Genomic DNA, 14,327 nt, shown 5'->3' with positions numbered 1-14,327 from the left:
CGCTATCAAACGGCCTTTCACCTATCAGTTACGCCTGTGAGCAGTCATATCCTTCTTTCACCTTGATCCAGAGGCCATACATTTCTCCCACTTTTGTTACGTGATCCCCTGAGCTTCCTTGCTATATTTCATCTATCCGCTGTTCGCGAGTGGGAATGTGTCAAATAAACGTTCATGTTTCCTTCAGTTTGAGGACTGTCTTATGCTGAACATGCAGTTTGATAAACGCGTAATTATCGATACCCAATCGCTCGATTGGCAACCATCACCCGCCGAAGGTGTGTACAGAAAACCGCTTGCTCGAGAAGATGCCGAGCGAGGGCACGCCACCAGCATTGTCAAATATGTACCCAATAGTGCATTCTCACTTCATCAACATCCCATGGGTGAAGAAATCTTTGTGCTTGATGGGGTGTTCTCTGACGAATTCGGTGATTATCCTGCAGGCACGTATCTCCGAAATCCGCCCGGCACATCTCATGCGCCGTATAGCCGGTTAGGGTGCACCTTACTGGTGAAACTTCATCAATTTTCTCCGAACGATACGCATCAAATTCAAATCAATACACGTGAGGCTGAATGGGTAGACGGGCAGGGTAAATTGAAAATGTTGCCGCTCCATGAATTCAATGGTGAGCAGGTCGCATTGATTCGTTGGCCTGCAGGTCAGCACTTTTTTTCTATCTCACACTTTTGTGGTGAAGAGGTATTAGTGTTGAGTGGGGAGTATCGCGATGAGTTTGGTCACTATCCGCCGGGCACCTGGATTAGAAACCCACATATGTTTGAATATAACCCCTATGCCGAGGAAGATACCGTGCTGTGGGTGAAGGTAGGGCATCTTCCTTATCCTAAGCCTCTTTGAAAAGTATGCGTTCGACGCAAAACAGAGACAAATGTCTTCACGTTTCGCCGCTAGTATGGTGGTTGAGTGAATAGCTTGAGAATTCGGTCGTTTCTTGACAATGGCTCGGTTTCTTTTGGCTCAAAACTTTAGGACGCGATGGACGAGGATGTTTCAGATAACTAATCAGCCGTACCAGCCATATTTCGATATGGCACCGGTTCCGATGCTTCTTCTTAACGATTTCGGTGAAATTGTTCATCGAAATGCCGAGTGCGACCTGCTTTTTAATATTCATCCATCACGACCCGTGTTTAACGACTACGTGGCAGAGGATGTTTGGTCTGCGCTGGACGCGTATTTTGCTGAGCTTCCTAGTTCGATTCCGAACGAACCTTTCTCTTTTGACATTACCTTGCATCAAACGAAGATGCGGTATCGATTCAAAGCAAACGTTGCTACTACCTTTCCATCCCCGAGTTTCGTTGTTGTGCTCACGCCGCTCGCTGAGCATGCTGCCGAAAGACAAAGCCGAGCGTTAGAACAGGGAAGAGTGTTTCTTGAGCAACTGCCTGTGAGCATGGCAATGCTGGATGAAGACGGGAAATTTGTTGGCGCGAACCAGGCCTTCTGTGAGTTATTGGGATACGACGAAGCCTCGCTGATGGAACGCATGGAGTTTGATGTGACCTTCGCGTCGGACGCCAACAGTGAAACGCCGCTTCGCTACAACCTAAAAAACCGTGCTGAGAAGCAGTACAGCGTTGATAAGCGCTATATACACAAAGACGGTAACCAAATATGGGTGCGTGTTTTTGTCTCGCTCACCACTGATTCAGAATTTGCGCCAAACAATGACAATGTGCGTTACGTCATTGCGGTAATAGATATCCATGAAGAGAAGCAACTGCAAAATGTGATTGCCACGTCCGAACGCCGTTTCCGTGCGATTGCCGAAAACATCAGTTCCGTGGTGTGGATGTCGGGCGCTGATCCCCAACGCGTGCTTTATGTGAACAAATGCTATCGCAGCGTGTGGGAAGAGCCTGTCGACAAACTTTACAATGATGCGCGTTCGTTTCTCGACAAAGTACACCCTGCTGACAGGGAAATTGCAGAGTCTATTCGCTTCAACACATCCGGTGATTCTTGGAGTATTAATTACCGTTTGTTGTTTGATGATGGGCGTATCAAGCACTTGCGCGACAGCGGGCATTGCGTTTTTGATAGCAACGGCGAGTTGATTTATCGCGTTGGGACCTCAACCGACATCACGTCAGAAATTAGCCAACGCGACAACATGGTCGTTATGGCGAAGAAGTTAAAAGAGTTAGTGGATTATGATTCCCTGACAGGCTTGAAGTCTCGCCATGCCATCATGACAGACATTCAAGAGAGTTTTCAGCACTTTAAACAAACCGATGATCCTTCCGTACTTGTGTACATTGATGCGGATGGTTTCAAAGGCATCAATGACACACTGGGGCACGATGTCGGTGACAAAGTGCTCTGTGCCATCGCAAATCACTTAACCAGTCATATTCGCGACACGGATGTGGCAGGGCGTATTGGCGGCGACGAATTTATCGTTTTGCTTCGTCATACCTCTCAGAAAGATGTGGCGCAAATTCTTGAGCGATTATGCAGTGAGATACACGACGTGAGCTTACCGGATGACATGAAAGTGTCATTGAGCCTGGGTGCTTACGACCTAAGTGAAGATGTTGTCTCAGCAGAACAATGGCTTAACGACGCTGATAAAACCATGTATCACAATAAAAGGGCACGAAAACGTGCTCGAAAATCACAACTAAAAACGCAGTAACTCTTATTGCTCTCAGCGAGTATTAGAACTTTCTACTGATATAGTGCAGTTGTATTTTTATTGAGACAGTTCTTTGTATTGCATCAGAGTATTCTCTTAGTTGTATAACAGAGGGATTTACCATGCAGAGTGTTGTGGAAGTTTTCGGTACTGCGCTAGCCAGCTATTACAACGGCAATAAATCAGGGAAACTCATTGTTAGGGAAAACAATGGAACATCAGTGATCCCAACATCTGATTTCTTTCGACGACCAGAAGATGTGGCGACAGACCGCATTGCGTTGTCGTACTGTCGACGAAGTGTTCTGAATATCGGCGCTAGCAGCGGGGAGCACTCGCTGTACCTTGTGGCGAAAGGTATCAAAGTCACATCAATAGACAGTTCACCCATTGCGTGTGCGATCATGCATCAGCGAGGCGTTCCGTCTGTCATCTGCGGTCATCTTTTTGATCAACACCCCATGTTCGACCGCACCTTCACTTGGCTCGCTTTACGTGGCGTTGTCGGGCAGCTTGGTAACATTCGCAACTTCTTCCACTTTCTGGATCTTGCGCATCGCAATTTGTATCCGGGTGGGCGGTTGATCCTCAGCTCTGAAAATCTTCGTTATGAAGGATATCGTACTCGCCATTTGACGTTTGAGTTTGATGGAAGAGTGAGTGAGGAAATGCCGTGGTTTGACATTGGCATGTCAACGTTAAGGCGTGTTGCGGAAAGTAAGAACTTTAACTGTCGAATTGTGTACTGTGATGACAGCAATAAGTACGTAGCACTGCTGACAAAACGTTAATATAGTGACGTTGTCACTTCTTGTTACTTAAAGTGTGGTGGCACGTGAGCCACCATAACTGTCAGATAATTCAGTGATAAATTGAAGAGGGGGTGTTTATAGCCCCATCATTTTCGAATATTTTTCTACACAGTGTTCAAAATGCTCGCGCATGGCATCTTCGGTTTGTGCCTGTGCTTGCTGTGCAAGAATGCCGCGTTCCGCCACCCCATTTTTCACCTGCCATACGGCGTATGAGGCTTGCTTATCAAGCTCGATCATCTGTTTTTCATCTGCTGGCAATAGCGCTAAGTTTTGACCCATGCTGACTCTCTGTAGAAATTAAACCGCAAAAACGTGCATAACATAGCTGAGACTCGCATTAACGACAAGCGCTTACCGTCCCCTTACGATAATCTGACACAGTTTTGATGGATCCTGATTACTATTGACGCTTCATCGCGTTAGGCAGTAACAAGGCGGATATATGGAATTCACTTACCAAGACAGACAAACTCTCTACGATGCTTGGATGTCTTACAAAGCCAAGTTGAGAATCACTCAAATTGAGATGGCGAAGCGCTTAGGCATCAATCAATTGGATTTTTCGCGTGTACTGAGAGGCGACGTGCCTCTGGAACAAGGCTTTGTTTACCGTTTTTGTAAAGAAATCGGCATCGAGCCTGATCAATCGCTTCCAAGCTTAAAAGCCCTTCGAGGCGTTTCTACCTCTTATGGTCCTGTCACGGTGCGCACATCAATCACCGTCGACGGCACGATTTCTAAAGTGGAATACCAAGGCAACCAAGTCTTCATCGAGTTTGAAACGCTGCCATAAAAAAAGCCATCTTTCGATGGCTTTTCGCATTTTTAGCCCCATCAGGGCGTAGGCGCACGCAGATTAGGCATTCGCAAAGGCAGGGCGTTCAGCCACACGTTGTTGCCACTTCTGAAGCGCTGGCAAGTTATCATCAATGTGTATATCGAGGTTTTTTATAAAACCGCACATGACAAACGTGGTGATATCCGCAACCGTAAATGTGTCACCCGCGATATATGCGGAGTGCTCCAATCGTGCTTCTAAACGCGGCAGGAACTCAATCACACGTTGCTTTGACTCTTCACCCCAAGAAGGGACGCAACGCTCTCTGTCATTATAAATGCCTGTGATGTTTCGAAATGCTTGGAACGCAGGAAACAAACCATCCAGCTCTACAATACGGTTCCACATTTCGACGTGTCCCATCGCTAGCGGCGTGTCACCAAATAGGTGATTGTCGGTAGGGAATGCGGCGTCAATGTATCGGCAAATGGCCATGGACTCACACAAGCTGGTGCCATCGTCCAAGACTAATACCGGGATCTTTTTATTGAGGCTTAGCGCAGCAAATTCGTCGGAGAGGTTTTCACCACCGCCGATGTCGACATTCACGCGTGGAATTTCAATGTTCTTCTCTGCAAGAAACAGACTGACGCGTCGTGCACTGGGCGCGGGGCCTTTTTCATAGATCTTCATCGTTTCTCCTTGCCGTTTTCATGGGCGACGGTTTTTTCTACTGGGTGATCGCCGCGCTACTTGGGTGAAAGAGGAAGCCACACCGTTACGCTTACGCCGTTTTGTGTCTGTAAATTCTGGATAGAAAGCTCTCCACCATGAAATTCCGACACTAAGCGCGCGATATAAAGGCCTAAGCCCAAATGCGGTTTATCTGACTTTTGTTTTTCCTCACGCACAGAGACCATGGAATTGAGTAATTGATTTCCCATATTTTTAGGCAGCGTCGGCCCAAAATTCGAAACTGTGATACAGGCTCGGCTATCAACACGGGTGAGCTCAACCGTAATGGCGGTTTCCGGTGCGCGAAACTCGACGGCATTGGCCACCAATTTATCAAGCAACTGAGCGATATACTCAGGCACACCAAGCATCACATAGCCGTTTGATTGCGCGGAAATATCCATGCTGAAGGCTTGTTCTGGGTATGCGTATTCATAGCCTTGCACGCACCCTTTGATCACTTCATCAAGTGGAAATACCTGGGTATCTGCATGGTTAAAGCTTTGCTCTAAACGCGTCGCTTCCGTCATGCTGGATAGGATGGTCGCCAATCGAGAGACACCTTCTTGCGCACGGTCGATGTAGCGCTGCTGGTCGTCATCCGTGGTGACAAACGAGAGGTTTTCTAGCGAAGAACGCACCACAGCCACAGGCGTTCTGAGTTCGTGAGAAAGGCTGGATGACATTTTCTCTAGGTAGCTGTTGTACTCAGATTGTCGGTTAACCATGTTAGACAAGGTACGTGAAAGGTCGCCAATTTCGTCCTTGCTTTGCGCAGGGGATAGCTGGTGGCGAACACGTCCTTGCGGGTCAATGGCGCTCTCTGCATCATCCCTGAGCTTCCTCACACGGCGCGAAATGTGCGAACCGAACAGCAGTAAGACGACAACGCCAATACAAATGACAGCCAGCAACACATTAAACAACTGTTCCAGCGCTTTGTTACGCAGCGTTTTGATGCCCTTGGTGTTCTCTTCAACAACCACTGCGCCAACCACTTGATTGTTGATCTTGATGGGGTAAGCCGCGGATAAGATCATGGCCCCTTGGTCGGGCGTTAATCGCCAATTCGCGTAAGGTCGCCCCAATAGCGCTTGTTGCACTTCAATACCTCGAAACACCGCTGCATTTTGCATGGTGTCGACGATGGATTCGGGTGGACGCTCAAGCCATTGGTAGTAGAGCGGGTTTAAGATATGGGTTTGCAGCCAGCCCATGATGCCGCTCGGTGGCTCTTGGTATTCAACGGTGGTTTCCCACACGCCATTAGCCGTTTGCAGATCGCCACTTTTGGCCAATACGCGCGCATGGCGGTCGACAACCCACACCCGAGAACCGTCATCGTTAATGGTATTGAGTACGCGCTCCAATTCAGGTGAGGGCGTGAGCAGAGTCCCCAGCGTTTCCGCATTTTTGGGGTTGGAAGTGGCGATGATGGTTTCGATTTCTCGATTGAACGGGTCGTTAACGTTATAAAATGCGAACCCTAATTTTTCGCCGACGAGCCAGTTGGGGATTGCTATCTCAATCACATGGCCTGTTGACGTTTCCTGCCACCATGCCTTTATCGCGTTAGACGGGAAAATGCCGTCCTCTGAATCGACAGATTCTTCAATTAAATCAACGTGCGCACGCCCGCTTTGTGTTGCGGTGACAGCGTAACGTTTTAGTGCGCCTTCTGGTGTTGTTAATGCCACAATGAGGTGGTCATTTCGGTCAACGCGTTTTATTCCTTTGCGCTTCAAGACAGGCGCGGTGTCGGTCACATCAAGAAGGGCATATACATCGTCGCCGTCGCTACCCATGACTAAATCGAACTTAATGTTGTCGGGTTTGTAGGTGTTCTTACTGAAGATCACATGCTCGGATGTATAAGACTTAAAATGCTCGCGATAGCGCTCCCAATCAAGAGGGCTACCATCAAGATCGATATGCGTTTTGAGGTCAAAGGCATACAAGTCTTTACCGTCGTCTAAACGCGGTTTCGTAAAACGCTGACGTTCAAATAAGCGTGGCTGCTGATTAAGCGCCATAGAGAAAGCGCGGGCTGAACCCATCACGGTTTGTTCTTGGCCTTGGCGAAGCACATTCTCAAGTTCCCACACATAGTTGTAACCAACAAACGGCAACAACAGCAGTAAACCTGAAAGCAACACCACTTTGGTGCGAATGCCTGATACCCAGCGAAGCACGCGCTCAATCAGCGATGTCATTTGTTGCTATCCCAGCGATAACCCATGCCATACACGGTATCGATATGGTCAAAGTGGCTATCCAACGCGATAAATTTTTTGCGAATGCGTTTCACGTGCGACGTGATGGTGCTGTCGTCGACAACCACATGTGCTTCTTGCATCAAATCTTGGCGGCTCCTTACGTGACCTGGTCGTTTAGCCAAGGCATGCACCAGCCAAAACTCTGTCACCGTCAGATCAACGGTCTGATCGTCCCACTTTACCTGCATACGGTTGAGATCAAGGGTGAGCTTGTCGCGCTCGAGAAGAGACTCTGTGTCTGTTGCTGCTTGGCTCAGCAATTCACTACGACGGAAGAGGGCTGCAATTCGCGCCATTAAGTGTGGCAGGCTGATGTCTTTGGTTAAGTAATCGTCTGCGCCCATGCGAAGGCCAACCACCGTATCAATGTCGCTGTCGCGTGCTGTTAAGAAAATAATGGGAATGGTGGCGGACATTGCGCGTAGAGATTGGCAAAGGTGAAATCCACCATCAATTTCATCGGCGAGGCCAATATCAATGATTGCTAAGTCGGGCAGGCGTTGCTTAAAGCCATCTTCTGCATCTTGTCGGTTGGCATAAGGAGACACCGCGTAACCTTGCTTACGGAGCACGTCCGCATAGTTTTCTCGAATAGCCGGTTCATCTTCTACGATAGCAATACGTTTCATTTTTTCTCAGGTAATCAATCAGTAGTTGGTTTGACTATACCCGAAATTATTCAAGGAAAAAGGGGGGAAATGCGTCAGAAGTGAAAAGCCATTTTTTTGCCACATTTGATCGGCACATTGCCCGATTTGTTCCCAAAGCCTGCCATTTTGCCTTGGTTTAATAGCCTCATCGAAACACACATTAACGCAGTAACCGGTTCATACCGAACCCGAACAAAAAACGTTAACACCTAAACGGATGAGGAATTCACCATGAAAACGATGAACAAAACTTTAATCGCACTGGCACTTACTATTCCAATGGCAACATCAACGGCGTTTGCTTCTGGTAACACAACATCGGCTGAGCGTGATGAAAACATCGGCGCGATTGGTTTCGGTGGCGGTGCAGCATTTGGCGCGGTGGTTGGCGGCCCTGTGGGTGCAGTCGCTGGGGCTGTCGTTGGTGGTTTGATTGGTCAGCTTGTGAGCTTCGAAGACTACAGCCAAGAGCAAGATGACGTGATTGCTAACATGAGCCAGCGTAACCTCGAGCTAGAAGAAGTGAGCGAACTGTATGCGCAAAACCAAGTTGAGATCGCCAACCTAAAAGCCGCGTTGAATGAAAAAAACATCGAGCTAGAACTGGCGATGGACATTCAGTTCCGTACTAACTCTGCCGACATTGAACCGCACTTCCAGTACCAACTTGATGAAATCGCCTTTTTGATGCGTCAACAGCCTGACATGTTCTGGGATCTTGAAGGACATGCGGATGTACGCGGGAATCAAGACTACAACTTGCAGCTTTCACAAAAGCGTGTCGAGTCAGTGTATCAGTACCTTATCTCTCAAGGCGTTGCACCAGAGCAATTGATTCAAACGGCATACGGCGCGCAGTTGGCGATTGAAACTGAAGGCGACCGCGAAGGCTATTTCTTTGACCGCCGCGTGAGTTTAAAAGCCTCTCCACAATCAACCAAAACAGCCAACAACTAAAACAGGGCAGTTTGAGATGGATATTCGACAAGCAACCCGTAACGATGCAGAGCGCATTTGCGCGCTCTGCGAGACGCTGGGCTACCCAGCGTCGCTCTCTCAAACGGAAGAACGTTTAGCCCGTGTGCTGGACAGTGAAAACGGCGATGTCTTGGTGGCCGAATTGTGTGGCGTAGTAGTGGGTTTTATCACTGTTCACATTGTCGATGTGGTGCATGATGCGATGCCGTGGGGGCGAATTTCAGCGCTGGTGGTCGATGAGAACTTCCGCGAGCTTTCTGTGGGTCGACAGTTACTCGATTATGCGGAAACCTACTTCAACGCGCGAGAATGTCTGCGCGTTGAAGTTACCAGCCACATTAGCCGAGAAGAGGCGCATGGCTTCTATCTGCACTTGGGGTATCGCATCACGCCCATGCGTTTTATCAAGCTGTTGGCTCAGCGGACGTTAGTGGCGATAAGCTAAAGGTATCGGCGGCCATTTTTTGCTCGTGTTTTAGCAACCATTGCTTCGCTTCTAGGCCGCTCGCATACCCTGTTAATGTTCCGTTCTTACCAATCACACGGTGACAAGGCACGATGATGGACACGGGGTTTTGTCCGTTGGCGGCCCCCACTGCACGAGAGGCGGTTGGGCGCTCAATACGTTGTGCCAGTTCACCATAACTCAAGGTTTCACCTGCTGGTATGGTTTGCAGCGCTTCCCACACCGTGCATTGGAAATCTGTACCCAATAAATCAAGCGACACATCAAACTCAATTGCTTCACCGGCAAAGTAGCGGTCGAGTTGGGCTATCACGGTTTCAAAGGGTTCGCGAGTGATGACATCATCCTCGGATGTCGGAATGTCATATTTGTAGTTCGGTAACGTGAGCGACGTTAAACCTTTATCGGATGCAGTGAGAATGATCACACCAAGTGGAGAGTCGTATTCGCAGCGATAATTTGTCATGGTCGATTCCTTCTTTTCTTCCGTAGCTCAGAGCGAACTCTGGTGTAATTGTGTCATTAAGGAGTGCAAGTGTGTTGGTTGTCTTTGTTTACCAGTGTCAGCGCGAGATAGCTTCGCCAAGGAACGGCATTATCCATTTGGCTCTTCGCCAAATCACTCAGTGTTTCTCTGTTGCCTTTAAATGACAGCGCAAGGTCGGGCAGGCCAAACCCTCGTAATAAGGCGTAATCTTTGTGATCGGGCGAAAGTGGCGAATCACCCAGATCGCGTTGTGCATCAAGGTCGGGGTGTTTGATACAAAATGTTGCCCATGCGATGAGTTTTTCTCTCAGTGCCTCGTCAAGGTTGTTTGCCGCCGCCTCGTTTGCGTCTTCTAATTTCACTGATAGCGCAGATAACAACGCCTCAGGTGTTGGGAAATACTTGGTCGTTAGGGTGTCATCGGCATTGCTCAAAAACGTCTGAGTGCCATTAACAAGATGCGAAAGTACGCTAACAGTGTCACTGGTATGGTCGGGCTGGTCATAAAGCGACTCACCGCACAGGGCTCTCACGCCCGCTTCGAACACATTCCATACACCAGGGATTCTCACGCCGAGTGACACATCGTCGTTTGTTGAAAGCGCGTCAGCGAGCACTGAATCAATGACGGTCTGATTCGCATCGACATCAAAAATGCGCTTAATGCGATTGATGATGAGATACAGATACTTTGGATTGTCGAGCCTCAGTTCAATCGAAATCGCATGCTTTTCAGGGTTTAACGTGGCGGTAAATTCGCCTTTTGTATCCAAATAGATAAAGGATCTACCGTAGCTATTACCCTTTAGCCACTCCACGCCATTTATCTGTCTTGTGTTCACAAAATCGTGGAATGCCTGCCAATTGAAAGGTGGGCGGTAATGCAGCATCAAACAGATGGCATCAGAGTGGTGTGTTTTCTTGCGTCTCACTTGTGTTGGCGACAATTGCATTTGTAATTGAAAGCAATCATTAAATCGGCGAACACTGTTAAAGCCCGCAGCAAACGCAATGTCAGTGACTGAGAGATTGGTTTCATGAAGTAGCTTTTTTGAAAACAAAATTTGTTGGTACAGCGCGTATTGTTTTGGTGAGCACCCGAGAGTTTGGGTGAACAGTTTTCGCAGATAACGATCAGTCACACCGAGTTTTTCTGCGAGTGCTGGAATCGCGTTATCTTGCAGAAAGCCAGCTTGAATCAAGCCTAATGCGCGTTTCAGTGTTGTCTCTTTGCCAATCCAAGCCGGAGAACCTGGTGCGCTGTCTGGACGACAACGTAGGCAAGGCCGAAACCCTTGGGCGGCGGCTTCGATGGCGGAATCAAAATAACGGATGTTTTCTTCTTTCGGTGTCGGCGCTGGGCAAATAGGGCGGCAATAGATGCCAGTTGAAAGTACCCCGATATAAAACACGCCATCAAAGCGCGGGTCGCGAGAGAGCCTTGCTTGTTGTCTGAGGGTATTGACGTTGTCCATGTGCCTGCATCCATCAGTGAAGATGCAGTAACAATAACATTGGATAACGGCAAAAGTAGCCATAAACGGAACTCAACGGTAAGACGGTGAGCGCATTTATGTAGTGGTCGGTTTAATGACGATAGATGAAGCAGGCAGAAAGCAAACAGGCTGCACAAGGCAGCCTGTTTTTCACTGTGTTGCGGCTTACTTGTTCAAGTATGCGCAACCGGTCATGAATGCTTGTTCTTGGAACTGCTTCAAGCCGATGTCTTTTAGCGACACCATCACAGGGTTACGCTTCAGAGACTCTTTCATTTCGCTAGACGTGAAAACAACACAATCCATGTTATCGATCAGCTGTAAAGCGGCTTCCATTTTGAAGCCAATCGCGCTGCCAGCGAACTTACCCTTCATTGGGCGCTCACGAATAACAATTTTGTCGACTTTGTAGTCTTCCATTAGCTTTGCAAAAGACTGTTGGAAGTGACGCATTTGCTCAGTGTCAGATGCGTTAGTAATAGTGAATTTACGCGCGCGGCAATCCGGCACTTCAAACAGACCTTGGTCCAATTCAATGAGGCAGATGTTCGCTTCGTTGCTTTTCAAATCGACGGCACAAATTCGCATTTTTCTTATTCCACGAGTAAATGAGCGCATCATTATAGGCAAATAGTGTGCTGCGGTCATGGATTAAGATGGCTGTACTGGCTCGTTTGATGCTGAAAACAACAAAAAACGGATAAATCAGCGGGTTCTTAGCGGAAATCTTTGAAGGATGTTTTGAGTTTCGCTTCTGTGAGGCCACGCGCAATCTTCAAGTCAGGGCGCTTTTTCAAATCGATGTACTCGACTTCTCTAAAAGACTCAGTGCGGCCCGAATAAAAAAGCTTCACGGTCGGGGTCATTAAATCATCGGGATTTTCTTTGCATACCAAGCCAATGCGCCCGTTACTGAGCTCTACCACGGAGCCGATAGGGTAGAAACCGATGCAGCGAATGAATTTCTTCAGGAGATCGGGATCGAGATGGAAGGGTGTTAATCCAATCATTATCTTGAACGTTTCAGAGGGCGAAAGGGCGGGTTTGTAGACGCGCTCGGCAGTCAATGCATCATAAATATCCACAATGCCTGACATGCGACCGATCAAAGTGAGTTCTTCGCCTTTTAAGCCGTTCGGGTATCCGTTTCCATCAATCTTCTCGTGATGCATTACGCTCACGTCTTTGCTGGTAGCAGGCAACTCAGCCATGTTATCGAGTACAGGTTGAGAGAGCGTTTGGTGCTCTTTCATGTGTACGAATTCATCGTCGGTGAGTTTTCCTGGTTTATTGAGCACTTCATCGCGGATCAGGATCTTGCCGATGTCATGAACCAATCCGCCAATGGCCAATTCTTCAAGGGTCTGTCTGTCGAGTTCAAGGAATCGGCCGAAATTTACCAAGTGGAAGGCGACATTCATCGAGTGCTCGAGGAGGTAGGCACTCTTTTCACGAATACCGCTGATCCACAAAACCGCTTCACGACGCTCAAATATGTTATCGACGATATTGGCGCTGACCTCTTTTACGGGTTCAATGTCCACCGGTTTGTTGGCGTAAACATCATTCAATAGCTTACTCAGCTGTTCCTTAGATTTGTCTACGAGATCTTTCGCGGCGGCAAATTCATCATTGCCTTTGACAGATGAGTATTTTCCAACGGGGGTAGCGTGGTATTGAATGTCTTCGGTGGAAGTGACTTGGTCTGCGTCGATGTACACATACTCGACGCCTTTACCTCTGAGGTTTTCGATGGTTTCTTGTCGGCGAATAAAGCCGGGTTTTTTCATTCGGGTGCGGGTTCGCTGAGATTCGATCTGCTCGACATACATGCCAATCTCAACGCTATCAATGGCGACTTTTTGCAGCATTGATGTTCGCTCCGTATAGAAAAGTAAAATGGTAAAAGGTACGTAACCACCCCTGTCGAACTGCGGAATCGACGCGCTTTTTGAGTATTTAAACAATAGCTAATGTTTATAACTATATACAATGTACGAAAAAACGGGGTGTTTTGAAGACGAATCTAGAGCAAAACGTCAAAATAACAGTATGCAATGCGGCATGTTGAATAAGAAAACGTTGAATGCCGATGTCGCCTGATTTTAAATTATCGCTGTGAGCCCCCAAAAAACCGCGTTTTTAACATGTGTTTAGTGATTTTCAGCAGGATCCCGATAAAAGTGCGCTGTATCTTAAATATAATCCTAGAAATGTAAACAGGACGATGTTCGGAATGTGAGTCATAGAAAGCACTTGAACCCTCCTGATGGATCTATAGACTGCGTGAACTTCTTCGTCCCCATGTGACGTAGATGGATTTTTAAGCAGCAATGCGCTGCTTTGATGATGATTGAAATACGCAGGCTGAATTCGAATGCGAGTAATTAAAACCAGCATCCACCCCGATGTGCTTCCTTTAGAAGATAAAACCACTTTTCATCGACGTGCGGCACGCGCCATTGTTGTGCGTGGCGAAAGCATTCTTTTGCTGTATACCGAGCGCTATCAAGATTACTCGTTGCCGGGTGGTGGCATTGATCCGAATGAAAATGAAGTGGAAGGCTTGATCCGCGAACTTCAGGAAGAAACGGGCGCGCAAAACATTCGAAACATCGTTTCATTTGGCGCGTATGAAGAATATCGCCCTTGGTACAAGCCCGATTTTGATGTGATGCACATGATGTCTTACTGTTTCTGGTGCGACATTGATGAAGAGTTGGGTGAAATGTCGTTAGAGGATTATGAAATCAAAAACGGCATGCAGCCTGTTTGGATGAATATCCATGACGCTATTCGTCACAATAAACACAACATGGCGACGAACGAAAAACAAGGTTTGTCGATTGAGCGTGAAACGTACTTGCTTGAATTGATTGCATCAGAATTGATGGAAAAACAGAAAGTAAGCTAAGCGGCAGGATGTTGCTTTGAACAGAAAAATGGCGAGAATTCTCTCGCCATTTTTATGCGTGTC

General features: G+C 47.7%; 15 protein-coding genes. 7 read left to right on the top strand and 8 right to left on the bottom strand.

Annotated elements, in window-relative coordinates:
- The first annotated feature begins 202 nt into the window (after positions 1-202).
- The 3 genes from EQP46_RS01000 to EQP46_RS00990 all read left to right on the top strand — a co-directional run bounded on the left by EQP46_RS01000 (position 203) and on the right by EQP46_RS00990 (position 3,460).
- Entirely contained in the window at positions 203-865 is a 663-nt protein-coding gene (locus EQP46_RS01000; protein ID WP_129491865.1) for a cupin domain-containing protein, read from the top strand.
- A 148-nt stretch (positions 866-1,013) separates the two neighbouring features.
- Positions 1,014-2,669, top strand: coding sequence for a sensor domain-containing diguanylate cyclase (locus EQP46_RS00995; RefSeq protein ID WP_240671583.1), 1,656 nt, complete (start codon positions 1,014-1,016; stop codon positions 2,667-2,669).
- A gap of 122 nt (positions 2,670-2,791) precedes the next feature.
- Positions 2,792-3,460, top strand: a complete 669-nt coding sequence (locus EQP46_RS00990) for a methyltransferase domain-containing protein (protein WP_017011129.1) — start codon at positions 2,792-2,794, stop codon at positions 3,458-3,460.
- Between the two features lie 96 nt (positions 3,461-3,556).
- Here the strand turns inward: EQP46_RS00990 and EQP46_RS00985 are convergent, their stop codons facing one another.
- Complete coding sequence (locus tag EQP46_RS00985) at positions 3,557-3,763, bottom strand: DUF3283 family protein (RefSeq protein ID WP_129491864.1); 207 nt, start codon at positions 3,761-3,763, stop codon at positions 3,557-3,559.
- A 163-nt stretch (positions 3,764-3,926) separates the two neighbouring features.
- Between EQP46_RS00985 and EQP46_RS00980 the strand changes: the two genes are divergently transcribed.
- A complete protein-coding gene (locus tag EQP46_RS00980) occupies positions 3,927-4,277 on the top strand; it encodes a helix-turn-helix domain-containing protein (protein ID WP_129491863.1) in 351 nt (116 codons plus the stop codon).
- Positions 4,278-4,340: 63 nt separating this feature from the next.
- Here the strand turns inward: EQP46_RS00980 and EQP46_RS00975 are convergent, their stop codons facing one another.
- Genes EQP46_RS00975 through pdsR form a run of 3 tightly spaced genes read right to left on the bottom strand, consistent with a single transcriptional unit; the run spans position 4,341 to position 7,902 of the window.
- On the bottom strand, positions 4,341-4,955 hold the full coding sequence (locus tag EQP46_RS00975) for a glutathione S-transferase family protein (RefSeq protein ID WP_129491862.1): 615 nt from the start codon (positions 4,953-4,955) through the stop codon (positions 4,341-4,343).
- A gap of 56 nt (positions 4,956-5,011) precedes the next feature.
- Positions 5,012-7,210, bottom strand: coding sequence for a proteobacterial dedicated sortase system histidine kinase (gene pdsS, locus EQP46_RS00970; protein WP_129491861.1), 2,199 nt, complete (start codon positions 7,208-7,210; stop codon positions 5,012-5,014).
- Positions 7,207-7,902, bottom strand: a complete 696-nt coding sequence (gene pdsR / locus EQP46_RS00965) for a proteobacterial dedicated sortase system response regulator (RefSeq protein ID WP_129491860.1) — start codon at positions 7,900-7,902, stop codon at positions 7,207-7,209. Before pdsR ends, pdsS begins: the two co-directional genes overlap by 4 nt.
- A 252-nt stretch (positions 7,903-8,154) precedes the next feature.
- Here pdsR and pdsO point away from each other — a divergent pair, with 252 nt between their 5' ends.
- On the top strand, positions 8,155-8,880 hold the full coding sequence (pdsO, locus tag EQP46_RS00960; protein WP_129491859.1) for a sortase-associated OmpA-like protein PdsO: 726 nt from the start codon (positions 8,155-8,157) through the stop codon (positions 8,878-8,880).
- Positions 8,881-8,896: 16 nt separating this feature from the next.
- Positions 8,897-9,346: a GNAT family N-acetyltransferase gene (locus tag EQP46_RS00955; protein ID WP_129491858.1), complete on the top strand. Its 450-nt coding sequence runs from the start codon at positions 8,897-8,899 to the stop codon at positions 9,344-9,346.
- On the opposite strand, the gene EQP46_RS00950 is transcribed toward EQP46_RS00955, so the two are convergent.
- The 4 genes from EQP46_RS00950 to EQP46_RS00935 form a co-directional block, all read right to left on the bottom strand.
- Positions 9,306-9,833, bottom strand: coding sequence for a methylated-DNA--[protein]-cysteine S-methyltransferase (locus tag EQP46_RS00950; RefSeq protein WP_129491857.1), 528 nt, complete (start codon positions 9,831-9,833; stop codon positions 9,306-9,308). The genes EQP46_RS00955 and EQP46_RS00950 overlap by 41 nt on opposite strands.
- 56 nt (positions 9,834-9,889) lie before the next feature.
- Complete coding sequence (locus tag EQP46_RS00945) at positions 9,890-11,329, bottom strand: Ada metal-binding domain-containing protein (RefSeq protein WP_129491856.1); 1,440 nt, start codon at positions 11,327-11,329, stop codon at positions 9,890-9,892.
- A 186-nt stretch (positions 11,330-11,515) separates the two neighbouring features.
- Complete coding sequence (locus EQP46_RS00940; protein ID WP_129491855.1) at positions 11,516-11,938, bottom strand: DUF3010 family protein; 423 nt, start codon at positions 11,936-11,938, stop codon at positions 11,516-11,518.
- Positions 11,939-12,066: 128 nt separating this feature from the next.
- Complete coding sequence (locus tag EQP46_RS00935) at positions 12,067-13,221, bottom strand: cyclic di-GMP phosphodiesterase (RefSeq protein WP_129491854.1); 1,155 nt, start codon at positions 13,219-13,221, stop codon at positions 12,067-12,069.
- Between the two features lie 506 nt (positions 13,222-13,727).
- On the opposite strand from EQP46_RS00935, the gene EQP46_RS00930 reads away from it, so the two are divergent.
- A complete protein-coding gene (locus EQP46_RS00930) occupies positions 13,728-14,264 on the top strand; it encodes an NUDIX domain-containing protein (protein ID WP_129491853.1) in 537 nt (178 codons plus the stop codon).
- The last annotated feature ends 63 nt before the right edge of the window (positions 14,265-14,327 follow it).

Origin of the sequence: Enterovibrio baiacu, from assembly GCF_004120195.1 — a bacterium.
Taxonomy (GTDB): domain Bacteria; phylum Pseudomonadota; class Gammaproteobacteria; order Enterobacterales; family Vibrionaceae; genus Enterovibrio; species Enterovibrio baiacui.
The sequence above is the reverse complement of the archived record's forward strand: the minus strand, read 5'-3'. Positions and strand labels throughout refer to the sequence as shown.